The organism is Mycobacterium sp. 852002-51613_SCH5001154 (assembly GCF_001667425.1).
Lineage (GTDB): Bacteria > Actinomycetota > Actinomycetes > Mycobacteriales > Mycobacteriaceae > Mycobacterium.
Window position 1 is genome coordinate 58,163 of sequence record NZ_LZII01000062.1, and the last position, 23,369, is coordinate 81,531.

The window sequence follows — 23,369 nt, forward strand, 5'->3', positions numbered from 1 at the left end:
CGGACCGCCGAGGGTAAAGGAGATTACCGGTCTCGCGGCGCAAATGCGTCAAATTGCGAATCTTCCTAAAACTCACCAATCCTCGCCTTCCTGTACTAACGTCCAATAACGGCGACAGGGGGGGTACGAGCGACACCGTAAGTTCGGGCCAACATACGGACATCCGTCGCAAAGATCCCCGATACGAAATTGAATTCATGCTGTGCAGAAGAGCCATTGTGGATGGCCCTTTCGCTACCCCCTTGCCGCACAACAGAATCAGCATCGCGAGGGACGAGGATCAAGAAATGGTCGCACTCGGAAGCATCAGCGAATGGCAGCCACCGCACGGCCCACTGACCACTTGGATGGCCACACCTGCGTCGCACGAAGCGGCCCGCGCCGCGCGGCGAAGCGATTCGGCCCCGAGTTATCAACAAAACCAACACCTCTGGACCGCTTACCACGGCAAGGCGCTCAACAGGCAGCTACCTCGGCTGATGGTCGTGGCGTGGGACATTCCCGGCGTATGCGACGTGGCGGCGATGACGGCAGCGATCAATGCCCATGTCCGTAGGCAGGACACCTACCACAGCTGGTTCGAATTCGAGGAGGGCGTCATCGTCCGCCGAGTGATCGACGACCCCGAGGTCATCGACTTCGCGCCCGCGGCGTTCGGAGCGATGAGCCCCGACCAGGCGCGCACGCACGTCCTGACCACAACGCCCGAGACGCTCGGATGGGGTTGTTTCACATACGGAGTCGTCCAGGGGACCGACCACTTCACGTTCTACGCCAGCGTCGACCACCTGCACATCGATGGCTTGTCCGCCGCGCTGATCTTCCTGGACATCCACCTGACGTACCAGGAACTTGCGGCGGGCCCGCCGGTCCACGAGCCCGGCACGCCAGAGGTCAGAAGTTATCGCGAGTATGCGGCGCGGCAGCGCGAGAACGCGGCGAGCCTGACCATGTCATCCCCGGAGATCAAGGACTGGATCGCGTTCGCGCGTGAGGCCGACGGTGACTGGCCGAGCTTTCCGCTGCCGCTGGGCGACACATGGGCCAGCTGCAAGGGTGATTTGTTGACGGTCGAGTTGTTGGACGCCGCGGGAACAGCGTCTTTCGATGCCGAATGCTGCGCGGCCGGTGCTCGGTTCATCGGCGGAGTCTTGGCGTGCACAGCGTTGGCGGAGCGCGCATTGACCGGCAAGGAAACCTATTACGGATTTACGGCCAGGGACACCCGGGCGCCGGGCATCGACACGATGACGGTGGGGTGGTTCGCCAGCCTGATACCGGTTTCCGTGCCGACGACCGGCGACTCGTTCCCCGAGGCGGCGCGGGCGGCACAGAAGTCTTTCGATGCCGCCAAGGACCTCGCCGCAGTACCGGTCGAACGGGTCTTGGAGTTGGCGACGCTGGATGGCCTGGCCATCAAGTTGCCGACACAATTGCCGATGATGGTCTCTTTCCTCGACTTCCGGAAAATACCCCTCGTCGGGATGTGGGCGGAGATGAACTTCGGGACCTACGGCGACAACCTGTCCGCCGGTGGCATCAACATGTGGATCAACCGGCACGTCGAACGGACCACGGTGACGATGTCTTTCCCGGACAACGCGATTGCGCGCGAGTCGGTGGACCGCTACATCGCGACGCTGGGGGAGATGTTTGCTCGCGTCATCGACGCCACCGGCAGCCCGGGGGTGATTGCGCCGACGGAGAACGACAACGAGGCGGCGTAGCGATGAGCAACCTGCTGGATCTGGCCGACCAAACCCTCTTCCTCGGCGAGCGGGCGACAGCGACTACCAGTGTGGTCCAATGCATTTGGGTGTATGACCGCGCGATCGACATGGACGGGCTGCGAACCTTCCATCGCCATCTGGGCCGAGGCCGGTTGCGTCGCCGCATTGAACGGTCCCCTTTGCCGTTCGGCCGGCATCGCTGGGTAGCGCCCGCGTCTGCGCCGGACCTGGACATCGTCGCGGCGGGGCGGAGCCGCGATGAGATCGACGACTGGCTGAACGAGGAGGCGGGAAAACGGCCGGATGCCGAGCACGGCCCCGGCTGGCACCTTGCCGTGCTGCCGTTGACCGATGGTGGCGCGGCGGTGAGCCTGGTGGTCACCCATTGCCTCACCGACGGCGTCGGGCTGTGCGAGGCGGTGGCCGACGCAGCGCGCCGCCGCGACGACCCAATCGCCTGGCCCGCGGCGGCGTCACGGCGGCGGTGGCGGGCGTTGCGCGAGGACACGCGCCAAACCGCGCGGGACACACCGGATGTGGGCCGGGCCCTGGTCGCAGCGGCACGCATGGCTCGGGCCGGCCGTGCAGCCGCCACGTCGTCGGCCACCAAGCGGCCCGTTCCGCCCACCGGACCGGACGAACGCATCACGCTGCCCATGGCAACCGTCTTCATCGATGCCGACGAGTGGGACGCGCGCGCAACCACCCTCGGCGGAACGAGCAACGCGCTGCTCGCCGGATTGGCGGCCCATCTCGCCCAGCGAGTGGGGCGGGTCGCCGCGGACGGGACGGTCAACGTCGGGATGCCGGTCAACGAGCGCACCCCCGGCGACACCCGGGCCAACGCGGTCGTCAACGTGGATATCACGGTCGACCCGGCACTCGTGACGAGGGACCTGCGTGAAATCCGCGCGAGGATCAAGGAAGCGCTGTCCCGCCACCAGAATGAGCCCGACGAGCGCTGGGCGTTGCTGCCGCTGGTTCCGCTCATTCCCAAACGCGTCATGCGACGACTGATCGGCGTGGTCACCGGCAGCGCGATCACCGTCGTGTCGTCCAACCTCGGATCGGTCGACCCGGCCGTCAACCGCCCGGACGGCACCGACGCCGGTCACTTCGCCATGAGGACCGTGTACCCGGGGGTGACCACCGCGACCATGTACCGCACCAACGGCGCTCTGGCGTTGCTGTCGGGCAGGGCGCGCGGCCGGGTCTTCATCTCCTTCCTTGCCTACGAGCTAGGCGGCCCGAATTCGAAAGCCCATTTGAGGCAACAGGTTTCAGGGGCGCTGAGCGACTTCTCGCTCACGGCCACCATGGGCTGGCGCCCCGCCTGCCCGGTGTGACACGCCCGCGTCGGCAGCCCTCCGCAAGTTCGTCGACCGGAAATGGCGCCAACGGGTCGCAAAGCTCAGCCCGAATTTCGACAGCGCGGATGTCCATTCGGCAAACGCTCAAATGCGCATTCGTCTCCTAATATCTTGTGCGTCGCGCGGACGACCGACCCCCGGCAAACGCGGCGCCGGCGCCGTGAGCGAGGGCGCGCGACAGTGCGATCGATCACACGGTCGTGCAATTGTTGCCTTCATCCCATTCGTGCGCTACCGTCCTCAGCGGCGACACAGGGGATGCATAGGGACGCCGCAAGTGGGGGTCCTGATATCGGGAAGCCCGGCGCAAGATTTCAGCCCAACGGGATTTCGTGCTGTGCGAAAAGCCATGCGCGAGAACTTTTTCTGCCTCCCTTGCTGTGCAGGGAACTTCGGCATCGGAAGAACGAGGACTTAAGAAAATGGTCTCGCTCGGCAACATCAACGAATGGCAACCGCCACATGGTCCGGTGACCGTGTGGATGGCCGCGCCCTCTGGACGTGAAGCAGCTCGAACCGCGCGACGAAGCGATTGTCCTCCGAGTTACCAGCAGGCCCAGCATCTTTGGGCCGCCCACCATGGTAGGACGCTGGGCAGGGAGCTACCCCGGCTGATGATCGTGGCGTGGGATATCCCCGGCGCGTGTGAGATTCCGGCGATGACGGCGGCGATCAACACGCATGTCCGCCGGCACGACACTTACCACAGTTGGTTCGAATTCGAGGATGGCGGCATCGTGCGTCGCGTGATCGACAACGCCGATGCCATCGAGCTCGCTCCGGTGGAATTCGGACGAATGGCCGCCGACCAAGTGCGTACACACGTCCTGACGACGACCCCGGGGACACTCGAATGGGGATGTTTCACATTCGGGATCATCCAGCACGCAGACTATTTCACGTTCTACGCGAGCGTCGACCATCTCCACATCGATGGCCTGTCGGCCGGCGTGATCTTCGTAGACATCCACCTGGCGTATCAGGAGCTGGCGCAGGGGCACCAGTCCGCGGCCCTGCCCGAGGTCGGCAGTTACCGGGACTACACCGCGCGACAGCGTGCGAAGGCGGCGAGCTTGACCATGGCGTCTCCCGCGATCAAGGAATGGATTGCATTCGCCCACGACACCGATGGCAATTGGCCGAGTTTCCCTCTACCCCTGGGTGATACGTGGGCCAGCAGCAAAGGTGACCTGCTGACCGTGCAGCTGCTGGACGCCGCCGGGACGGACTCATTCGACGCCATGTGCGGTGCGGCCGGAGCCCGGTTCATCGGGGGAGTGCTGGCCTGCACCGCTTTAGCCGAGCACGAATTGACGGGCAGCGCGGCGTACCACGGGTTCACGGCCAGGGACACCCGGACGGCGGGTATCGACACAATGACGGTGGGTTGGTTTGCCAGCCTGGTTCCGGTTGCGGTGCCTACCGCCGGGACCACGTTCCCCGAGGCGGCCCGGGCAGCGCAGAAGTCGTTCGACGCGGCCAAGGAACTCGCCGATGTGCCAATCGAGCGAGTCTTGGAGTTGGCGGCGACAGCAGATGGACTGGAGATCAAGCCTCCTACGAGCCTGCCGATGATGTTGTCATTCCTGGATTTTCGGAAGATACCGCTCGCCGGGCTCTGGACGGAGACGAATTTCGGTACTTATGGCGACAACCTGTCCGCCGGCGGCATCAATATGTGGATCAACCGGCAGGCGGCAAGTACCACAGTGACGATCTCCTTTCCGGACAACGCGGTGGCGCGTGAATCGGTGGACCGCTACATCGCGACGTTGATCGATGTATTCGCCCGCGCCGTCGCCGGCTGCTCGCGCGAGCCCGATGTTGTTGCAGGCCGGGGTAATGCGGATGCTGCGGACCCTCCCGCGTCAGAGGAAGACGACGGCGAGGCGGCCTAGGAATGAGCAACGTGCTGGATCTAGCCGACCAGACCCTCTTCCTCGGCGAGCGAGCGACAGCCACCAGCAGTGTGGTGCAATGTATTTGGGTCTACGATCGCGCCATCGACATCGACGGTCTGCAAGAGTTCCATGCCCATCTTGCGCGGGGGCGGTTGTGCCGCCGCATCGAACGCTCTCCCGTGCCGTTCGGCCGGCATCGCTGGGTAGCGCCCGCGTTTCCGCCGGACCTGGACATCGTCGCGACACCGCGGACCCGCGATGAGATCGACGACTGGCTGAACGAGGAGGCGGCTAGACGGCCCGATGCCGAGCACGGCCCCGGCTGGCACCTTGCCGCGCTTCCGCTCACCGACGGCGGCGCTGCGGTGAGCTTGGTGGTCACCCATTGCCTCACCGACGGCCTCGGGCTGTGCGAGGCGTTGGCGGACGCGGCTTTAGGCCGTGACGACCCGATCGGCTGGCCGGCCGCGGCGTCGCGGGGCCGCTGGGCGGCGCTGCGTGAAGACGCGCGCCAGACGGTCCGCGACGTACCGGGTATGGGCCGCGCCATCGTGGCGGCGGCACGAATGGCGCGGCGCGGCAGCGGCGATACCGCCCCGCCACCCGAGAAGCGGCCATTCACCGGGTCCGACGAGCCCGTGGTTCTTCCGGCGACAACCGTCTTCACCGACGCCGACGAATGGGACGCCCGTGCGAAGGCCCTCGGAGGCACCGGCAGCGCGCTGCTCACCGGGCTGGCGGCTCGCGTCGCCCAGCGCGTGGGGCGCGTCGCCGCCGACGGCACGGTGGCCGTGGGGATGCCGGTCAACGAGCGCGCCCCGGGCGATACCCGCGCCAATGCGGTCAGCAACGTCAACATCACGGTCGACCCCGCGCCCGCATCGACGGACCTGCGTGGGATCCGCGCCGGGATCAAGCAAGCGCTTGAGCGCCATCAGGATGTGCCTGACGAACGGTGGGCATTGCTGCCGCTGGTTCCCCTGATTCCGAAACGTGTCTTCCGGCGACTGATCAGCGTGGCCACCGGCGGTGGAACCGCTGTCGTGTCGTCCAACCTCGGTGCGGTCGACCCGGCCGCCAACCGGCCGGACGGAACGGACGCCGACTACTTCGCCATGAAGTCGCTGTACCCGGGCGTGACCGCCGCGACCATGCACCGCACCAACGGAGTGTTGGCGTTGCTGTCGGGCAGGGTGCGCGGACAGGTCTTCGTCTCGTTCCTTGCCTACGAGCCGTGCCGACCCAACTCGGAAGCCGAGTTACGGCAACACATTTCGCAAGCGCTGAGCGACTTCTCGCTCACCGCCACGACTGGGTGGCACACCGCCTGCCCGGTGTGAGGCCACGCGTCACGATTCCGCCCGCGGCTCCACCGCCGTCTCCGTGAGTCGGTACAGGTTGGGCTCGGCCAGCTCGTCGAGCAGTGCCGCCAGGTGATCGACGAGCTCGTCCGGCTCCAGCCGGACGTCACCGGCGAGCCAGGCGCTGATGGTTTGCCCGACGCCACCGACCACGAAGTGCGCCGCGGCCTTGATGCGGTCGTTTGCGGGGACGCGCAGCGCTTCCCCGGCGTGCTGGCCGGACAGCATCGCGAACATTGCGCTGGATTCGGCGCGCTTGCGCACTATCACGGGATCGGCCAGCTGCGTGCTGAACAGCAGGCGACCGATGCGTGCGTCGTCGGCGATGGTGCGCACGATGTTGGTCATGCCCGCGCGGGTCTGCTCGGGCGCAGGCACCGCCGCCACCGCGGCCTGGGTGGTGGCGGCCAGTTGGGCGATCACCCAGTCGAACACGGAGGCGACGAATTCGTCCTTGTCGGCGAAACTTTCGTAGAAGTACCGCGCCGCCCGGCCGGCCTGGCGGCACACGCCGCGGACGGTGACCGCGGAGATGCTCTGTTGCTCCGCGCCCAGAAGCTCCAGACCCGCGGACAGGAGCCGGTTGCGGCGCGTGGCCAGCCGCTGCGCGGCCTCGACGCCGCGGTACGGCCGCGCGCTCGAGGTGTTCATGCGAACCATCTTGACACCAGCGCGACGCCGCGACAATATCAGGAAACAGGCGTTCGCACATTACGTGCTCCGCCGCGGGAGGGTCTGACCATGGCAATACACGAGGCTGTCCACGAACCGGCTCGACATGTCGAGCGCGGCGTCTCCGACGCGCCGCGGCCATTGCCCGCACGGCGGCGTCGCCGCCGGCGGCCGCTCGGGATCGACGAGGGGTTGATGGGCGTCGCGCTCTTGGCCGGACCGGCGAACGTGATCATGCAGTTGGCGCGTCCCGGCGTCGGCTACGGCGTCATGGAGAGCCGTGTCGAAAGTGGCCGCGTCGACCTGCATCCGATCAAGCGTGCCCGCACCACGTTCACTTACCTGGCGGTGGCGACCAACGGCAGCGACGCCCAGAAGGACGCCTTCCGCCGCGCGGTGAACCGGGCTCACGCGCAGGTCTACTCCACCCCCGAAAGCCCGGTGCAGTACAACGCCTTCGACCCCGACCTGCAGCTGTGGGTGGGGGCCTGCCTGTACAAGGGCGGGGTCGACATCTACCGCATGTTCATCGGTGAGCTGGGCGGGGAGGAGGCCGACCGGCACTACCGCGAAGGCATGGCGCTGGCCACCACGCTGCAGGTGCCGCCGGAGATGTGGCCGCCGGACCGCGCGGCGTTCGACCGGTACTGGCAGGATTCGCTGGCCAAGATCCGCATCGACGACGCCGTCCGCGAGTATCTGTATCCGATCGCCGCGTCCCGCCTTCCGGGACTTGCCTTGCCTGCGCCACTGCAGCGCCTCGCCGACAGGCTTCCCTTGTTGATCACCACGGGCTTTCTGCCGCAGCGATTTCGCGACGAGATGCGGCTGCCCTGGGACGCCACCAGGCAACGCCGCTTCGACCGGCTCATCGCGACGTTGGCCATGGTGAACCGGTGCTTGCCGCGCTTCGTACGGCGGTTTCCCTTCAACATCCTGCTGGCCGACGTCGACCGCCGGATCAGGACGGGGCGCCCGTTGGTCTAGCAGGCGGCACAGCCCGCCAAGTTGATAACGGAAATCATTTTCATTAAGCTCTCCTCTGCCTGGTAACCCTTCCAGCCCGAGGAGACCCATGACGGCGCCGATCTGGATGGCCTCGCCACCGGAGGTGCACTCCGCGTTGCTCAGCAGCGGCCCCGGTCCGGCGTCGCTGCTCGCGGCGGCGGGGGCATGGTCCGAACTGAGCACCGAATACGCCTCGGCCGCAGCGCAACTCAGCGGTGTCCTGGCCGCGGCGCAGGCGGGTTCGTGGGAGGGACCGAGCGCGGAGTCGTATGTGGCCGCCCACGCGCCCTACCTCGCGTGGCTGACGCGGGCCAGCGCGCAGAGCGCTACGGCGGCCGCGCAACACGAAACCGCCGCGGTCGCCTACACCGCCGCGCTGGCGGCCATGCCGACGTTGCCCGAACTCGCCGCCAACCATGCCGTGCACGGGGCGTTGGTGGCGACGAACTTCTTTGGCATCAACACGGTTCCGATCGCGCTCAACGAGGCGGATTACGCGCGGATGTGGGTGCAGGCGGCCGGCACGATGACCACCTACCAAGCGGTTTCCAGCGCGGCGGTGGCGTCGACGCCGCAGCCCGATCCCGCGCCGCAGATAGTGAAATCCGTTGCCCCGAACCACGACTCGGGTGACGATGTGCACGACCCCACGATCGACAACCCGCTCGACGAGTTCATCGCGAATATCCTCAGGAACCTCGGCATCAACTGGGATCCCGCCGAGGGCACCGTCAACGGGTTGCCCTACGACGCCTACACCAATGCGGGGGAACCGATCTTCTGGGTGGTTCGAGCTCTGGAACTGCTCGAGGATTTCCAGCAGTTCGGCTATTACCTGGTGCACAACCCCGCGCTGGCGTTTCAGTACATCGTTCAACTCATGCTGTTCGACTGGCCGACGCACATCCTCGAGATCTTCACCAGTCAGCCGGAATTGCTGGCCCCCGCGGTGCTCCTGGCGGCCGCCCCCTTCGGCGCGGTGGGCGGCTTCGCGGGGTTGGCCGGCCTGGCCGCGATACCGCCGCAGCCCGCGGTCGTCCCGGCACCCGCGCCGGCGCCCGCCCCGCCGCCGAGCCCGATGCCGGCCGTGGCGACCGCGCCGGCCGCCGTCGCGCCGGCCGCGGCTCCCGCCTCGGCGCCGGCGACCGCGCCCGCTCCGACGGCGACCACAGTCACCAGCCCGGCGCCGCCCACCCCGCCGCCCCCGCACGCCGCGGGTTTCGCGCCGCCTTATGTCGTCGCTCCCCCGGGCATCGGGTCCGGTGCGGGGATGGGTGCCGGTGCCAGCTCGAGCGCCAAAAGGAAAGCGCCGGAACCCGATAGCGCCGCCGCCGCGGCGGCCGCGACGGCGCGGGGTCAGGCCAGGGCGCGCCGGCGTAGGCGGGCGGTCCGGGACCACCACGGGGACGAGTTCGCGGACATGAACGTCGACGTCGATCCGGATTGGGGCACGCCGGGCGACGAGGTGCCCTCGTTCGCGTCGGACCGCGGGGCCGGGAGGCTGGGGTTTGTCGGGACAGCGCACCGGGGGGCGACCGGTGATGCGACGGGTTTGGCCACGCTTGCCGGTGACGAATTCGGCAGCGGCCCAAGGGTTCCGATGGTTCCCGGCACCTGGGAAACCGACGCCGGCGGCGACACCCGGTAGCGGCGCCGAACGCCTTACTGATTGCCAACCGGTTGGGTGGTGACCGGCCGTCGGCCTTCGAGGCGCATCTCAAACCTTCGTTCCCTTCGGGGCACTGACTTCATAGCTGCCCGTGTCGTCGGTGAAGGTGACCAGGAACTGGTGTTTGAGGTGGTCGATGGTTGCCTGGCAGGTGAAGGTGCCGCCCTTGGTAACGGTGGGATTTTGTCCGTCGTTGCAGGTGACGTCGCTGACATTCTTGGCGCCGTAACCCGCCGGGTCGGACAGGACCTGCGTGACGCCGGACTGCACGGCGGTGACGTCGAGCTGCGTGGTGACGAAGAAGCCCGGCGCCCAGAATCCCGAGATGAGCATGGCCACGGCGCCCACCATGATCGCCGCGCCCAGGTAAAGCGGCCGACGTCTGCCGCGTGCAGCGGGGGCCACCGGCGCCCAGAAGCCCCCACCGGCGGGCCGTTGGTGATGCGGGTAGGGAAGCGGCCCACGCTGGGTCCCCTTCGGAAACGGGTGCGGGCGGGGCAGGGGCTCGGTGGGCGGATCGTAGAAGCGTCCGGGCGGGACCGGTGACATGCCGGGTCGCCGGGGGTATTGCCCTGGCACCGGGGGCGGGTGTGGCTGCATCGGATGCCTCTCTGTTAAGGCTTGGACCGCGTGAGCGACTACTGCTTGAACTGTAACCGAAGCGGCAGTGGTGCGCAACGTTTGTAAACGGTGCGGCAGCAACGGTGCGCCACCGTAGCAGGGGCAGGATGCGAGCCCAAACGGTTCTGAGCTGCGTAAAATTGCCGCACACGGCCAAGACTGCACACGAAGCAGATGTAGCATGATCCGCAATGCATTGGGTCGTACCGCAGCAGCAGTGAGCCCACGGGAGCGAGGAGCGACAATTGACGCCCGGCCAACCGACGACCGCGCTGACCGTACAAGTCGGGCATGCGACGCACACGCTGCACCCTGCGGCCGGCGCCGCCGTCATCGGTAGAGACGCCGGGGCCGCGGTTCGGGTGGACGACGAGAGGGTCTCGCGGTGGCACGTCCGGCTCGAACCGCACGGCGACGGCTGGCAGGCCTTCGACACCAGTAGCAACGGGATGTTCGTCGATGGGATCCGCCGCAACTCGGTATTGATCACCGGCGTCACCACCATCTGTCTGGGGGCCCCTGACGGGGCAGCCGTGACCCTGATCCCGCAGCGCCCCTCGGAAGTGACGCTCGAGGAGTCGACCCAGGTGGTGCATCCGTTCGAAGCCGAGGACGAGCAGTGGTGGGACGGCCAGAGCGACCCCGGCGTCGTCCGCGCCGGCAGCGCGGTCGCTGAGCGCCGCCAGCAGCTGGGGATCTCGCAGCGGAGCCTGGACCGCGACGGAATCATCAACGCGGGCGCCCTCATCAACTTCGAGAAGGGCCGCAGCTGGCCGCGTCGTTCGACGCTGGAGAGGCTGGAGAAGGTGCTGGATTGGCCGACGGGCCACATCACGCGCATCCGGCGCGGAGCGGTTCCGGCCCCCACCGGTGGCGCCGGCCAACCCGCCGGACCCACGGGAGCTCGCCGCGACGAGGCCACCGAGGTATTGGCCGACTCGATTCACGCGCCCCTGATGGCCGAGACGGTGGAACTGGCCATGCACACCCTCACCACCGCCGTCTCTGGATTGCCCGAGCCGTCCGATCCCGATTTCACTCCCAGGGCCACCAATATCCTGGCCGATCTGCGCAAGCTCGAGAGGCTGGCGTCGAGCGCTGCGCGCAACGCCAAAGGCAGTCCGGCGGTCATCCTGGCGTTGAGCAGTGTGCGGCGCAGCTACAACGACTTGATGATGCGCGCGGCACGCTCGCCCGCGGCCACTTTGGGCCAGCGACTCTACGGCGCCCGTCACCGGGCGGAACTGAGCCTCGAGGAAGCGGCCAATGGCGCGGGGCTGCCGGCGTCCGTCCTCGAGGATGCCGAAGCGGAGCGCACCATCGCCCCCGAGGCCGCCCGGGCCCTCGAAAACCTCATCGCGCAGCTGTCGATCGGTTGACGCGCTGCAGCACGGATTATCCGTGTGTCGCTGACTGCGTCCAGGGAGCCGGGCGTGTGGCGGCGTAGGCCTGGGCGGCCTGGCGTCGCAGATTCTTTCGCGCGTTGTGGTTTTCGAGCAAGGTGAACCAGTTCCAGCCCAAGATGGAAGCCATACTCCACCAACCGGCGAGCAGATTGTGCAATAGAGCGTCGTGCAGTGCGGCTTCGCATTGGGCGAAAGTTCCTGTGACGGTGTAGGTCTGGTTGAACATCAGGATGATCGCGCCGGTGTGTTTTCTGATCCGTACCTGGAAGAACGGTTGGTTGCCCGTAGGGGGCGGGGGTGGGTAGCCGGCCTGCGGCACGCGGTGTGCCGGTGCGTGTGCGGGTCCGTAAACCGGCCGCGCCGCCGGGGGATAGGCCTGGGGGTACCCGTAGGGCTGTCGGTGCTGGGGGTGTGGCTGAGGCATTATTACTCCGTAAGAGGTTGGGGGATCGGGTTTTTCACGCGTTCTGGTAAGGATGTTGCGACGGGTCGATCAGGCTTGCGAGATCGTGGCGGTGGTTTTGGAGACGATGTCGGTTGCTTGGCTGGTGGTATCGAACCCGCACCAGAGGGTGTCGATGACGACGTTGTTGACCAGCCCCATGGCGCGTTGGCAGATCGGGCCGCGGCCGCCGGGCCGGGTTTGCAGGATGGCCAAGGAGGTGTCGGTCGCCTGCAGCTCGCCGAGGTCCCAGCTGCTGGGGGCGTGACCGGGCGGGGTGATGGTGATGGAGCTGTTGGCGCAGCCGGACCAGCGTGTCTTGGACTTGCTGAAGAATTGCTGGGCCGAATCGGCGTCCCGGAAGCCGACCAGGACCTGCACCAGCGCATGCTCGCGCGCAGCAGGTGTGGCGTCATCGAGTATCTGCCCTTGCAGCGCCGTCCAGTTGCTGCCTTGGTAGGCGGTGGCTTCGGCGGGTGAGTAGGTGTCCACGCAGCCGGGGTTGGTGAGCATCTCCTCGTCGTGCCACATCCGCGTCACCGGCTTGCGTACGGCCATGCCGGTGGTGTGGGCGATCGCATTGACGTCGTCTTCCTTCAGCAGCAGATCGGCGAGGTGCTGGGGCAGGATCGCGGGCGGTTGCCAGCGTCCCAGGTCCGGGGCGGCCGCGGGGTGCCCGGTGTTGGTGGTGGTGCATCCGCTCAGCAACAGGGTCAGGGTGACCGCGGCGAGGATCGCCCAGCGCGCCACGGGAGCGAAGCGGGGTCGGCGTCCGGCGGTGTCCTGACTGGGGGCACCGCTTATCGGTCCACCTTGGTTACGCAGCGAAACAGCGCTCATGTCGGGGTCCTCCTGCCAGCTCGTCCGGGTATGACGCAGACGCTAGCAATAAAAGCGCAGCAGTGCAACGTTTCGAAACGTTGCACAGTGCCGAGCGCTGTGTTTCAATTTGGAGCATGCAGCGCAACCTTGCCGCGCCGGGCGGTACCCCTCACCCCTGGGGGCTGGTCCTCACGGCCCGGCCACGCCGGTCGTTCGCGCTGTCCCCGCAGTTCCTCATCCCCGAAGGACACTCGATGCCCCACCACCCGCACCCGCCTACGCCCACCACGACGCGCCCTGCGCCGGGAAGCGCGCCGGTGCCGCCCGGCGCCTACGGACCTGCCCGGTCGGCGCCGCTCGCCGCCGGGCCCCGAGAGGAGGTCACTACCGTCTTGCCCCGCCGGCCGTTCGCGTATGCGGGCCCGCCCGGCGCGCCGCCGGCGCCGCCCGGGATGCCCGTGTGGGGGCCGAGCCCCGGCTACCGACCCTCGTTCGCCCCGGAGCGCCCGCGGCGCCGGCCCACCTGGGCCCGGATCGCCATCGGGGCCGCGGTCGTGGTCGCCATGGTGGGCGCCGGCCTGATGATCAATGCCGCCAGCAGCCCCGATGACAGTTCGACACTGATGCCCGCGCCGGCCACATCCGCGGCGCCGGTCGACCCAGGTCCGGCGCCGCAGGCGCCAACGGTGCCGTTGTCGGCGCTGCCCGGGTTGATGTTGGATGTGGCGACCATCAACAGCATTGAGGGCACAACCGACATCGGTCCTCCACCAGGCGACAACGGCAAGGACGACTACGCGTACAGCGGCGTGAGCACCGACCGCCCCGAGTGCAGCGAGGTCCACACCCCCGCGCTGGATTCAGAGCTCGACAACAGCGGCTGGATCGGGGTGCGAACGCAGTCCCTGCAGGACCGCGACGGCGCTCGGCACCGCAATCACAGTGCCGCGATCTATTTCGCCACGGCCAAGGCGACCAACGACTTCGCGGCCAAACAAGCCCAGGCCTGGCCCAAGTGCAGCGGCGCCACCTTGCACCTCACGGAGCGGGGGCACCCAAGCAGCATTTGGACAGCGGGCACCGTCACCAACCATGACGGCATGCTCAGCATCACCAACACCCAGGAAGGCGGTGGAGGGTGGCAGTGTCAACGGGCCCTGGCCGCGCGCAACAACATCGTGATCGACGTGCGCAGCTGCGGTGAAAACCGCACCGATCAAGCGATCACCATCGCCACCAAAATGGCCGAGCGCGTCACCACCCGCTGAACGCTGCCCGCGAGAGTGAGAAAGGAGGGGGCGATGAGTTGGATACGGTTGGCACCCAACGTCGCATCGTGGACGGCTCCGCCATCCGGGTCAGAACGCGAGTGATGTCGCCAGGGCAATGATGAGCAAAATCAGTGAACGGAGCTGATCCGCTGGTGGCAGCCATTACCATTCTGCTGGTCTGGTCGGCATCGCCACAGGTGGCCGCCAGCGGGCGCCGAAATGAGGGGATGGGGGATGGGGGATGGGCACGCGCCGCGCGACCGCTCCCGACGACGGCCCGTGAGCGGGTGGCCGCGTTGGTGAGCCGACCGGGTGCCCGGCATGTGGATTCCGCCGACGCCGCGACCGGCTGTCCGCACGGGACGGGCCGCTTGGACAACCGAATTGGTGTGCGGCCACGCGTGGCATCGTCGGCCCGGTTGCTGATCGCCACGGCGGCCGCGGTGATCGCTGTGGGCACCGGCTGCTCGACGGTGGTCACCGGTAGCGCCGTCAAGTCCGGCGGCCCGGCGCCCGCGGCGGCCAACGTGGCGCTGCTCGACCCCGGTAACTACCCGCGTCGACCGCGGCCACCGCTGGGCACCGTCGCCGACGACGCAGCCGGTCGCCGCGTCGAAGCCCAGCGGATGGCAGACATGGTGGCGGGCCCCTGGCAGGTCGACGGGACTCTGATCAGTCCGCTGAGCGCCGAAATCGCGCCCACCACCGCGCTTCCCGAGCCGGGGCGGCTCTCGGCGCTGGTGCGTGGTGATTCGATCGCCGCGATCGCCGCCGCGCATCGCTTCGTGGCCGGCTTCGTCAGCGGGCGCGTCACCCCACCCCCGCCACGCGGCCAACCGCCCACCGACAAACCCAGGATCCTGGACAACGGGGTGTTCCGCTTCCCCAGCCCGCAGGACGCCACCGACGCCGCTGCGGCCATGGCCGCCGCCGACATGGCCACCGTCCGGCCCGGCAACATTCCGGCCAGCCGGCTGTCAATCCCGCACTACCCCAACACAGTTGCCAACGTCGCGCCCCTGTCCGGAGGCTTTGAGGCCGAAGCGTTCACCGCTCACGGCCCATACGTCTTCTTCCAGTTCGCGGGCTCTAAAGAGAGCGCCGGCACGGTCGCTGACATGGTTGCCAAGACCCTGGACCTGCAAGGCCCGCTGGCCGACCACTTCCAAGCCACACCGGTAGACCAGCTGGCTGCCCTGCCCGCAGACCCAACCGGACTGCTGGCCCGCACCGTGCCGGCCACCGACCCCAGCGTCAACCAGGCCGCGGTCTATCCACCGCACGGCGCGCTGCATTTCCGGTCTGATCCCGTGGCGACGCAGGCGATGTACAGCGACGCGGGCATCGGCCACGTCGCCGCCGACCGCACCACCGTCTACGAGGCAGTCGATCCCACCGGCGCCCAGCGGGCGGCCGACGGGCTCGCCCGGATTGACGTGCCCTTCCTGAGCTATCACTCCGCCCCCGGAATCAATGGACTGCCATCGGCGCGTTGCTTTGACCGCGGCCTCGACAGCACGGAGCTGGGTGCCGTGCGCTTCCTGTGCATCGCCACCGCCGACCGCTACGCGTTCAAAGCCACTGCCGCCCAAGAAGTTGAGGCCCACCAGATCATCGCCGCCCAATATCTGATGTTGACAGCCGCATGACGCGCCGCGTCCGCCTCTGTGCCCTCTCCGTCGCGGTCGCGGCGGTGACGGTGGCTTGCACTACGACCATCCCGGGGGCTGCTGTTAAAGCGCCCGGGACGGACAGTTCCGACGGCGTCGACCTCGCCCTGCTTGATGCCGGGAACTTTCCCACCGCCCCGCGCCCGCCGCTCGGCGTCGCCGGCGACGCGCTGCGCGGCGGGTGGGTCGAAGGGCGCCGCCTGGCCGGCGCCGTGGTGGGCCCCTGGGAGGTTGACGCCGACCTGATCGACTACGCGCAAATCGATTCCGGCGTGGTCAAAGATGCCGACGCGGTCAGCGCGCTGTTGGGCAGCCCGATGGGTGAGGGGCTGGGCGGCCACAACCTGGTGGCTGGATTTTCCGGTTCGCGTCACACCGAAAAAGGCGCCTACAAAGGGCTGCTCAACATCGTGTTGGAACTGGGCAGCCCGGCCGACGCGACGGCCGCGGTCGCCGACATGGTCACCAAAGGCGCCACCTTGACCATGCCCTTTGAGGCGAAACCCCTTTCCACACAGCCGTTTTCGATTCCGCGTCATCCGGCGACGGCCGCGCTGACCTACCAGTGGACCGCGCAATACCCAGAACCCGGCGGTCCACGGTTCTCGGTGACCGCCCTGACCGCCCACGGCCAGTACGTCCTGGCGCAAACGGCGACATCGGCCGACAGGGCTGATGCTGCGGCTCAATTGATCGCCACCGCACTGGATTTGCAGCAGCCGTTGATCGACGGCTTCAGGCCCACCCCGCCGGATCAGATAGCCCAGCTGCCATTGGATCCCGACGGCCTGATGTCACGCACCGTGGCGCCCCGACAAGAAAACGAGTCGATCAACGACGGCATCTATGACGCGCACGGAGCGCTACTCCTGGAGACCGGTGACCCGGTTCACCTGCAGGCCTTGTTCAAATCGGCCAATGTGCAGCAGGTCGCGTACGTCCTCGAAACCAGGGTCTATCAGACCCCCGACGCCGGGGCGGCGGCGCGCATCGTCGCCGATATGACCGGGCCGCATCAAGTGGGCGGAATCAGTGGCATGCCGAAGGCGAAATGCTTCAACGAAACGTTGGGCTACTGGTGCGTGGCCCGCGCGGATCGCTACGCCTACGAGATGCAAAGCGAGCAAGAGAACGCGCTGCATCAGATGATGGCCGCCCAATATCGCATGCTGACCGGGAAATGAGCCCCTAATGCCTCTCGCTGTCGGAACCATCATCGCCGGATACCGCATCGAAGGCGTGCTGGGCTCCGGCGGCATGGGCACGGTGTATCTGGCCCGTCATCCCACGCTCCCCCGCAATGACGCGCTGAAGATCCTGTCCGCCGAGCTGTCTGTGGACCGCCAATTCAGAGTCCGGTTCACCCGCGAAGCCGACCTGGCCGCCACGCTGAACCACCCCAACATCGTGCGGGTGTACAACCGCGGCGAAACCGACGACGGCCAGCTGTGGATCGCCATGGAGTACGTCGAAGGCACCGCCGCGAACGATTTGGACCGCGCCAACCTCACTCCGGCCCGCATCGTGCGCATCATCACCGACGTCGCCGCCGCACTCGACTACGCCCACTCGCGGCGGGTGTTGCACCGCGACATCAAGCCCGGCAACTTCCTGGTCTTCGCGCCAGGTACCGACCACGAACGGGTGTTGTTGGCCGACTTCGGCATTGCCCGCGCCCTCGACGACGCCACAAACTTGACGGCGACGGGCTCCATGGTCGGCACCGCTGCCTACGCCGCCCCGGAGACCATCGAGGGCCGCCCGGCCGACCACCGCAGTGACATCTACTCGTTGGGTTGCGCTCTGTTTCGGCTGCTGACCAGCCGCACCCCTTACGAGGACAACTCCTTGTCGGCGATGTTGGCCGGACACTTGATGCGGCCCGTTCCGCGCCCCACCGAAATCAATCCCGCCCTGGCGCCCGCGATCGACGACGTGATCGCCCGGGCGCTGGCTAAAGATCCCGACCAGCGCTTCCAGACCGCGGGCGCGCTGGCCGCCGCCACCGCGGCCGCGCTGACCAACAGTCCCGCGCCGGCGCCGGCCACCGGGCCCAGCGGGCTACCGGCAAGCAACCCGACCAATCCCACCGTGACCTATCCACCGACCATACCGCCCACCCCGGCGGCGTTCGGCCCGGCGTGGACCCCGAACCATGCTGCGCCCCAACGGTTTGCAAGCGCTCCCCCCTCGCCACCCCCGGCCGGGGCTCCCGATTCGGTATGGAAAGCCAAGCGCCGCAAACGCGCTCGCCTCGCAGTGGCCGCGACAGCCCTCGTTGCGGTGCTGGTCGCGGCAATTGTGTTCAGAATCCACCTGTTCGGCCGCACCGGCGGGAGCCCGGGTCCTTATCAGCCACAAACCCTCAACACGAAGTTCGGCACCATCAAACTGCAGCACCGGCCGGTGGCTATCGCTGCACTGGGCCCCGGCGATCCCGACGCGGTCCTTTCGCTGGGCGCCCAACCCGTCCTGATGAACGCCGCCAACGCGACCGTGCCGAACTGGTTACAACCGCTGATCCATTCATCCCCACCGGTGTTCGCCGCGGCCGACACCGGCGCCATCACCGCCGCGAAACCGGACCTCATCATCGACACCGGCGATATCGACCAGCCCACCCATGACTCATTGGCCGCCATCGCACCCACCCTCACTCAGCCCGCCGACAACCCCAGAGACTGGACCTGGCAGGCGCAACTGAATTGGATCGCCACCGCCCTCGGTCGCACCGAGGCCGCCAAAGACCTACTCGACAAGGCCCAATCCGAGCAGGACACGATCCGTTCCGAGCACCGCGCCTTTTCCGGCAAATCCGTTGTCGTGGTCGACTACACGGGCACCGGCACGACCGCCGCCGCGGCCCCGTCACCGCCGAGCAGCTACCTGGAAAGCATCGGCTTCAGCTACAACACTCACTACAAGCGCAGCCCGGGTGGCCCCCCACAAGTCCCGTTCGACATCAACGACGTCGACTATGCCGCTCAACGCAGCGACGTCATGCTCTTGCTGCGCACCGACCCCGGGGCCGGCGGCGGGGGATACGCCGGCCTGCCCGCCAAGTACGGCAGCTTCGGCGGCACCCTCGTCATCGTCGACGACCCCGCCACCATCGCCGCGCTGAACGCCGGTGGCCCCGCGGCCACCAGCTACCTCAACACCGCACTGGTCCCCAAGCTCAGCAACCAAATCCGCTGACGATGCTGTCTAGCGATCGGCACCGGTGTCTCAAGCCCGTGGCCGTAGCTGCGGTTCTCACAGCGGCCGTAGCATCGCTCCCCGCGAGTTTGCAACCACCAAGCGCTCATGCAGACCCTTGGCAACCTGCTCCTCAATTTCCGAATGTCGACTCCTATCCGCGGTCAATCCATCGGACTATGCGTACTTTGGCCCCCACCCGAGCATGTCCGGTTATGTCTTCAAGACACCGGGGGAAGTGACATGGTCGTCAGCATGATCACCGAAAGTGGAGTGACGTGCTCAGGTGCGGCGGTGGGCGCCCCACCCTCGTCCACCGTCTCCGCCTCAACCGTGTCACCCGGCCACTACCACAACGAAGAGCTCACATATGACAACGCCAAGCTGCTGCCCGCCGGTCGAAGACTCGATGCCGGAAACGGAGTCGCTTGCGCAGCGCTCACTTCCGACTCGCTGGCCTGCCGCGCAGGGCCCAACGAGGGAATGACGACCCAGCCTCCGGGCCCGCGGCACGTCCAGTATGGCGTGCACGGCTTCGTCATCCAGCGCAACGGAAACTGGACCTTCTGACTCGCGCCTCGGTGTATGCCCCATGCCCACCCTCGCCGTCACGGATCCACACGCGGTGATGTGCTGTTAGCTGTGCCCTGTCGCCTGTGCCCAGTGCGGGGCTGCGGTGTAAACGAGGGAGTCGAACCCTCTGCACTGCCCTTCGTGCGCCAGGAGAGACCGGACTTGACCCGCCGGTCGGGGCTCGTGCGCGCCTCCGCGACGCCTACCTGCTACACCCGGGTCCATTACTCCAACAGGTCTACCTCCCAGTTCGATCGCTGGATCCGCACGTCGAGCTCACGAAGCTCGCGAGCCACCTGATCGGCTTGAAGACGCACATTCGCAACAGTCAAGGCGGACAACATCTTTAGCTCAGAACGCAGTTGTCGAGAGTAACCCTGCTGGTTGCTCCCGGCGGCTGCGTCCGCTGCGCTCTTGAGAACATGGTGACGCCAGCGCAGCGCGTCCCGCCGGGCCAACGCATCGGTCAGCGTGCCGTCTGTGCCGATCGTCGTCGCTGCGTTCGTGCGATTGATCCGCCGGATCAAGGCTTCGTAATCGACGAGCACGCCCTCGACTTCAGCGAGCAAGGCTGCCGCATCTTCGGCCGGTTCTTCGCCCTCCTGATAGCGGGCATTGCTCACGATGCGTGTGCGCAGCTGTTCAATGCGGCGCAGCGCATCGGCCCGCAGTGACAACGCCTCGGCCAGCTTCATGATGCTCCCTCCGGTGGGTGGCGCAACTGCTTACACAGGATAGGTCCGATAACGGCTCTTCAGCGGCCTCCGGCGACCCCGCGGCATCAGCTGGGCGGCCGCCCGTCGCCGAGCGCCGGTACTGTCGGATTCGTGCGTAGTGAAGGCGATACCTGGGACATCACAACAAGTGTCGGTTCGACGGCGTTATTCGTGGCGACCGCCCGAGCGTTGGAGGCGCAGAAGCCGGACCCCCTGGTCGTCGACCCCTACGCGGAGGTGTTCTGCCGCGCCGTGGGCGGGTGGGCGGCCGATGTCCTGGACGGCAAGCTGCCCGACCACCAACTGAAGACCCCGGACTGGGGCGAGCACTTCGTCAACTTCCAGGGCGCCCGCACCAAATACTTCGACGCGTACTTCCGCCGGGCCGCGGACGCGGGTGTTCGCCAGGTGGTCATCCTGGCGGCGGGGCTGGACTCCCGCGCCTACCGCCTGGACTGGCCCGCCGGGACCACCATCTTCGAACTGGACCAGCCGCAGGTGCTCGATTTCAAGCGTCAGGTGCTCGCTGACCACGGCGCCCAACCGAAGACCCAGCGCCGGGAGATCGCGGTGGACCTGCGGGACGACTGGCCGCAAGCGCTGCGCGACAGCGGATTCGACGCCACCAAGCCGTCGGCCTGGATAGCCGAAGGCCTGCTCATCTACCTACCCGCCACCGCGCAGGAGCAGCTGTTCAACGGCATCGACGGCATGGCCGCGCCGGGCAGCCACGTCGCCGTCGAGGACGGCGCCCCGCTCGACCGGGACGACTTCGAGGCGAAACGCGAGGAGGAACGGGCCGCGATGGCCGCCGGCGCGGAACGGCCCTTCTATCAGCTGGTGTACAACGAGCGGATCGCGCCCGCCACCGAATGGTTCGGCGAGCGGGGGTGGAACGCGGTCGGCACCCCGTTGGCCGACTACCTTCGGGAAAACGGCCGCCCGGTGCCCGGCGCTGACGCCGACGCCGGGTCGATGGTGGCGCGGAACACCCTGGTCAGCGCCGTCAAAGGCTGAGAGCCGGCAGCCCGGAGTCGCCGGGCTTTCAATGACTTTTCCCTGAGTTGAGCGCGCGCCGGAACTTTTGCGCGCCGCGCCCCGACTACTACCGGGCTCATCCGTGCGTCGCCCAACAGCCCGGACGACGTCGCTCTCAGCCCGGCGAGGAGTCCTGGCATGGCGCGACGCACTTTGATCGATAGCTCGGCTGGTAGCCGAGGATGACCGCGCCGGTCTGGATGGCGTTCCCCCCGGAGGTCCATTCAGCTCAGCTGAGCAGCGGTCCCGGCCCGGCGGGACTGCTGGCCGCCTCGGCGGCGTGGAGTTCGCTGAGCACGACCTACGCGTCGGCGGCGGACGAGCTGTCCGCGACCCTGGCCGCGACGCAGGCCGGGGCGTGGGAGGGGCCCACCTCCGAGCAGTACGTCGCCGCCCACGCGCCCTACCTGGCTTGGCTGATGCGGGCCAGCACCAACAGCGCGGCGGCCGCCGCCCGGCACGAGACCGCGGCCACGGCTTACACGGCGGCGCTGGCGGCCATGCCGACGCTGCCCGAGCTGGCCGCCAACCACACGATTCACGGCGCCTTGGTGGCGACGAACTTTTTCGGCGTCAACACCATTCCGATCGCCGTCAACGAGGCGGACTACGCGCGGATGTGGGTCCAGGCGGCCACCACGATGTCCACGTATCAGGCGGTGTCCAGCGCCGCGGTGGCTTCGGCGCCAGAGACGGGGCCCGCGCCACAAATCGTGCAGGCCACCGACAGCGGCCAAGACAGTGACGACGACGGAATCGTCGACAATGACGGCGGTAACCCGTACCAGCTGAGCTGGTGGATCAACCGATTCACGGAGATTTTCCAGACCATAGGAAGAGATTTGGCGGAGTTTCCCACGAACCCGGCCGACGCAATAGAGGATTTGCTACAAGACATTTTCGGGCCCGCCGGTCTGATCGCTGACGAGTTCACCCACGTGGGCGAGGCCCTTCAAGCGTTCCCTCAGCTGGCTGCCGTTCCGTTCATCGTGCCGGGTGCATTTGCGGGGGGCATAGCAGGCTTGAGTCTGATGGCCGGCATCCAGCCGGCCCCAACTCCCGTCGCTGCGCCGGCACCGGTGGCCCCGGCTCCCAATGCGCCTGTCGTCAGCGGCGCTCCGGTAGTCGTGAGCGCCGCCTCGGCCCCGGCCGCGGCGCCGGCACCGTCTCCTACCCCTACGTCGGCGGCACCGGCACCCGCGCCGGCCTCGGTGCCGGCGACCGGAACGCCGCCGCCACCCGCCGGCGCCGGGGGCGCCGCCTTTCCGTACATCGTCGGCGGTCCGACCGTGGGCTCCGGCGCGGGCGCCAGCGGCCGCGCGCAACGCAAGGCACCGGAGCCCGATTCGGCCGCGGCCGCCGCGGCGGCGTCGGCATCGGCACGGGAAGCGCAGCGGGCCCGCCGGGGCCGGCGGGCGGCGATGAAAGATCGCTACCGCGGCTACGAGTATGTCGACCTGGATCCGGATACCGACACCGCGGGCGATCCGCCAGACGAGGCGGGGTGGTCGGTCGCATCGGATCGCGGCGCCGGGCCGCTGGGTTTCGCCGGAACGGCGCGCAAGGGCGGCGCCGCCGCGGCGGGCCTGGCGACGCTGGCCGGCGACGAGTTCGGCGGCGGCCCGGCACTGCCCATGTTGCCGGGCTCCTGGGAGCCGGACTAGCGGGCCCGGATCGGCATGCCCGGGACCGGAACTTTTCTCCTACGGGGTACGACTACTGGCTTGTCCGGCGACCGGCGCGGCGGGGGACCCTCGGATTGATAATGAAAATGATTTTCGATAAGCTCGGCCGCTTAGAAGGCGCTGACAACGGCCTGCGAACCTGCTGCGGCCGCAGATAGACCGAAAATGCGGCTGATTTTGCTGGTTAGCATCCTCATTAGCGGTTTTGAACGGGGA

General features: G+C 67.8%; 19 protein-coding genes. 14 read left to right on the plus strand and 5 right to left on the minus strand.

The genetic code is table 11. The annotated features are described in order from the left end of the window. Window positions 1–287 precede the first annotated feature (287 nt). The 4 genes from A5750_RS17165 (at window position 288) to A5750_RS17180 (ending at window position 6,341) form a co-directional block, all read left to right on the plus strand. Window positions 288–1,727: a condensation domain-containing protein gene (locus A5750_RS17165; protein ID WP_067264451.1), complete on the plus strand. Its 1,440-nt coding sequence runs from the start codon at window positions 288–290 to the stop codon at window positions 1,725–1,727. A 2-nt stretch (window positions 1,728–1,729) separates the two neighbouring features. Then, window positions 1,730–3,076, plus strand: coding sequence for a hypothetical protein (locus tag A5750_RS17170; RefSeq protein WP_067264408.1), 1,347 nt, complete (start codon window positions 1,730–1,732; stop codon window positions 3,074–3,076). Window positions 3,077–3,522: 446 nt separating this feature from the next. Beyond that, window positions 3,523–4,998, plus strand: a complete 1,476-nt coding sequence (locus A5750_RS17175; protein WP_067264410.1) for a condensation domain-containing protein — start codon at window positions 3,523–3,525, stop codon at window positions 4,996–4,998. A gap of 2 nt (window positions 4,999–5,000) precedes the next feature. Next, window positions 5,001–6,341 carry a hypothetical protein gene (locus A5750_RS17180; RefSeq protein ID WP_067264413.1) on the plus strand — a complete coding sequence of 447 codons (1,341 nt, stop codon included), beginning with the start codon at window positions 5,001–5,003 and terminating at the stop codon, window positions 6,339–6,341. 9 nt (window positions 6,342–6,350) lie between these two features. On the opposite strand, the gene A5750_RS17185 is transcribed toward A5750_RS17180, so the two are convergent. Beyond that, entirely contained in the window at window positions 6,351–7,022 is a 672-nt protein-coding gene (locus A5750_RS17185; protein WP_067264416.1) for a TetR/AcrR family transcriptional regulator, read from the minus strand. Between the two features lie 81 nt (window positions 7,023–7,103). Here A5750_RS17185 and A5750_RS17190 point away from each other — a divergent pair, with 81 nt between their 5' ends. Together A5750_RS17190 and A5750_RS17195 are read left to right on the plus strand one after the other, a co-directional pair. Beyond that, the gene (locus A5750_RS17190; protein ID WP_067264419.1) at window positions 7,104–8,021 is read left to right on the plus strand and encodes an oxygenase MpaB family protein; all 918 of its coding nucleotides are present in this window, start codon (window positions 7,104–7,106) and stop codon (window positions 8,019–8,021) included. A gap of 88 nt (window positions 8,022–8,109) precedes the next feature. Beyond that, window positions 8,110–9,690, plus strand: coding sequence for a PPE family protein (locus A5750_RS17195; protein WP_067264423.1), 1,581 nt, complete (start codon window positions 8,110–8,112; stop codon window positions 9,688–9,690). 69 nt (window positions 9,691–9,759) lie between these two features. Here the strand turns inward: A5750_RS17195 and A5750_RS25450 are convergent, their stop codons facing one another. After that, the gene (locus A5750_RS25450) at window positions 9,760–10,260 is read right to left on the minus strand and encodes a DUF4333 domain-containing protein (protein ID WP_082948059.1); all 501 of its coding nucleotides are present in this window, start codon (window positions 10,258–10,260) and stop codon (window positions 9,760–9,762) included. Window positions 10,261–10,577: 317 nt separating this feature from the next. Here A5750_RS25450 and A5750_RS17205 point away from each other — a divergent pair, with 317 nt between their 5' ends. Further along, window positions 10,578–11,711 (plus strand): FHA domain-containing protein, encoded by a 1,134-nt coding sequence (locus tag A5750_RS17205; protein WP_082948058.1) that lies wholly within the window; start codon window positions 10,578–10,580, stop codon window positions 11,709–11,711. Window positions 11,712–11,727: 16 nt separating this feature from the next. Here the strand turns inward: A5750_RS17205 and A5750_RS17210 are convergent, their stop codons facing one another. Together A5750_RS17210 and A5750_RS17215 are read right to left on the minus strand one after the other, a co-directional pair. Further along, window positions 11,728–12,162, minus strand: coding sequence for a hypothetical protein (locus A5750_RS17210; protein ID WP_156664349.1), 435 nt, complete (start codon window positions 12,160–12,162; stop codon window positions 11,728–11,730). 69 nt (window positions 12,163–12,231) lie between these two features. Next, entirely contained in the window at window positions 12,232–13,020 is a 789-nt protein-coding gene (locus A5750_RS17215) for a sensor domain-containing protein (protein WP_082948057.1), read from the minus strand. Between the two features lie 116 nt (window positions 13,021–13,136). Here A5750_RS17215 and A5750_RS25455 point away from each other — a divergent pair, with 116 nt between their 5' ends. The 5 genes from A5750_RS25455 (at window position 13,137) to A5750_RS17240 (ending at window position 19,711) form a co-directional block, all read left to right on the plus strand. Then, the gene (locus A5750_RS25455; protein WP_082959137.1) at window positions 13,137–14,270 is read left to right on the plus strand and encodes a sensor domain-containing protein; all 1,134 of its coding nucleotides are present in this window, start codon (window positions 13,137–13,139) and stop codon (window positions 14,268–14,270) included. Between the two features lie 155 nt (window positions 14,271–14,425). Beyond that, window positions 14,426–15,922: a hypothetical protein gene (locus A5750_RS17225; RefSeq protein ID WP_231989237.1), complete on the plus strand. Its 1,497-nt coding sequence runs from the start codon at window positions 14,426–14,428 to the stop codon at window positions 15,920–15,922. Continuing rightward, a complete protein-coding gene (locus A5750_RS17230) occupies window positions 15,919–17,127 on the plus strand; it encodes a hypothetical protein (RefSeq protein ID WP_067264433.1) in 1,209 nt (402 codons plus the stop codon). The genes A5750_RS17225 and A5750_RS17230 overlap by 4 nt, the downstream gene beginning before the upstream one ends. A gap of 7 nt (window positions 17,128–17,134) precedes the next feature. Further along, a complete protein-coding gene (locus A5750_RS17235; protein ID WP_067264435.1) occupies window positions 17,135–19,141 on the plus strand; it encodes a serine/threonine-protein kinase in 2,007 nt (668 codons plus the stop codon). A gap of 255 nt (window positions 19,142–19,396) precedes the next feature. After that, the gene (locus A5750_RS17240) at window positions 19,397–19,711 is read left to right on the plus strand and encodes a hypothetical protein (protein WP_067264456.1); all 315 of its coding nucleotides are present in this window, start codon (window positions 19,397–19,399) and stop codon (window positions 19,709–19,711) included. A gap of 227 nt (window positions 19,712–19,938) precedes the next feature. Here the strand turns inward: A5750_RS17240 and A5750_RS17245 are convergent, their stop codons facing one another. Then, window positions 19,939–20,409, minus strand: a complete 471-nt coding sequence (locus A5750_RS17245) for a DIP1984 family protein (RefSeq protein ID WP_066947414.1) — start codon at window positions 20,407–20,409, stop codon at window positions 19,939–19,941. A 132-nt stretch (window positions 20,410–20,541) separates the two neighbouring features. On the opposite strand from A5750_RS17245, the gene A5750_RS17250 reads away from it, so the two are divergent. Together A5750_RS17250 and A5750_RS17255 are read left to right on the plus strand one after the other, a co-directional pair. After that, entirely contained in the window at window positions 20,542–21,447 is a 906-nt protein-coding gene (locus tag A5750_RS17250) for a class I SAM-dependent methyltransferase (RefSeq protein ID WP_066947417.1), read from the plus strand. 203 nt (window positions 21,448–21,650) lie between these two features. After that, window positions 21,651–23,132, plus strand: coding sequence for a PPE domain-containing protein (locus A5750_RS17255; protein ID WP_067264437.1), 1,482 nt, complete (start codon window positions 21,651–21,653; stop codon window positions 23,130–23,132). Window positions 23,133–23,369: the final 237 nt, after the last annotated feature.

Excerpts from the sequence above, each read along its gene's own strand:
- A5750_RS17165 (WP_067264451.1), top strand. The coding sequence starts at position 288 with ATGGTCGCACTCGGAAGCATCAGCGAATGGCAGCCACCGCACGGCCCA.
- A5750_RS17170 (WP_067264408.1), top strand. The coding sequence starts at position 1,730 with ATGAGCAACCTGCTGGATCTGGCCGACCAAACCCTCTTCCTCGGCGAG.
- A5750_RS17175 (WP_067264410.1), top strand. The coding sequence starts at position 3,523 with ATGGTCTCGCTCGGCAACATCAACGAATGGCAACCGCCACATGGTCCG.
- A5750_RS17180 (WP_067264413.1), top strand. The coding sequence starts at position 5,001 with ATGAGCAACGTGCTGGATCTAGCCGACCAGACCCTCTTCCTCGGCGAG.
- A5750_RS17185 (WP_067264416.1), bottom strand. The coding sequence starts at position 7,022 with ATGGTTCGCATGAACACCTCGAGCGCGCGGCCGTACCGCGGCGTCGAG.
- A5750_RS17190 (WP_067264419.1), top strand. The coding sequence starts at position 7,104 with ATGGCAATACACGAGGCTGTCCACGAACCGGCTCGACATGTCGAGCGC.
- A5750_RS17195 (WP_067264423.1), top strand. The coding sequence starts at position 8,110 with ATGACGGCGCCGATCTGGATGGCCTCGCCACCGGAGGTGCACTCCGCG.
- A5750_RS25450 (WP_082948059.1), bottom strand. The coding sequence starts at position 10,260 with ATGTCACCGGTCCCGCCCGGACGCTTCTACGATCCGCCCACCGAGCCC.
- A5750_RS17210 (WP_156664349.1), bottom strand. The coding sequence starts at position 12,162 with ATGCCTCAGCCACACCCCCAGCACCGACAGCCCTACGGGTACCCCCAG.
- A5750_RS17215 (WP_082948057.1), bottom strand. The coding sequence starts at position 13,020 with ATGAGCGCTGTTTCGCTGCGTAACCAAGGTGGACCGATAAGCGGTGCC.
- A5750_RS25455 (WP_082959137.1), top strand. The coding sequence starts at position 13,137 with ATGCAGCGCAACCTTGCCGCGCCGGGCGGTACCCCTCACCCCTGGGGG.
- A5750_RS17230 (WP_067264433.1), top strand. The coding sequence starts at position 15,919 with ATGACGCGCCGCGTCCGCCTCTGTGCCCTCTCCGTCGCGGTCGCGGCG.
- A5750_RS17235 (WP_067264435.1), top strand. The coding sequence starts at position 17,135 with ATGCCTCTCGCTGTCGGAACCATCATCGCCGGATACCGCATCGAAGGC.
- A5750_RS17240 (WP_067264456.1), top strand. The coding sequence starts at position 19,397 with ATGATCACCGAAAGTGGAGTGACGTGCTCAGGTGCGGCGGTGGGCGCC.
- A5750_RS17245 (WP_066947414.1), bottom strand. The coding sequence starts at position 20,409 with ATGAAGCTGGCCGAGGCGTTGTCACTGCGGGCCGATGCGCTGCGCCGC.
- A5750_RS17255 (WP_067264437.1), top strand. The coding sequence starts at position 21,651 with ATGACCGCGCCGGTCTGGATGGCGTTCCCCCCGGAGGTCCATTCAGCT.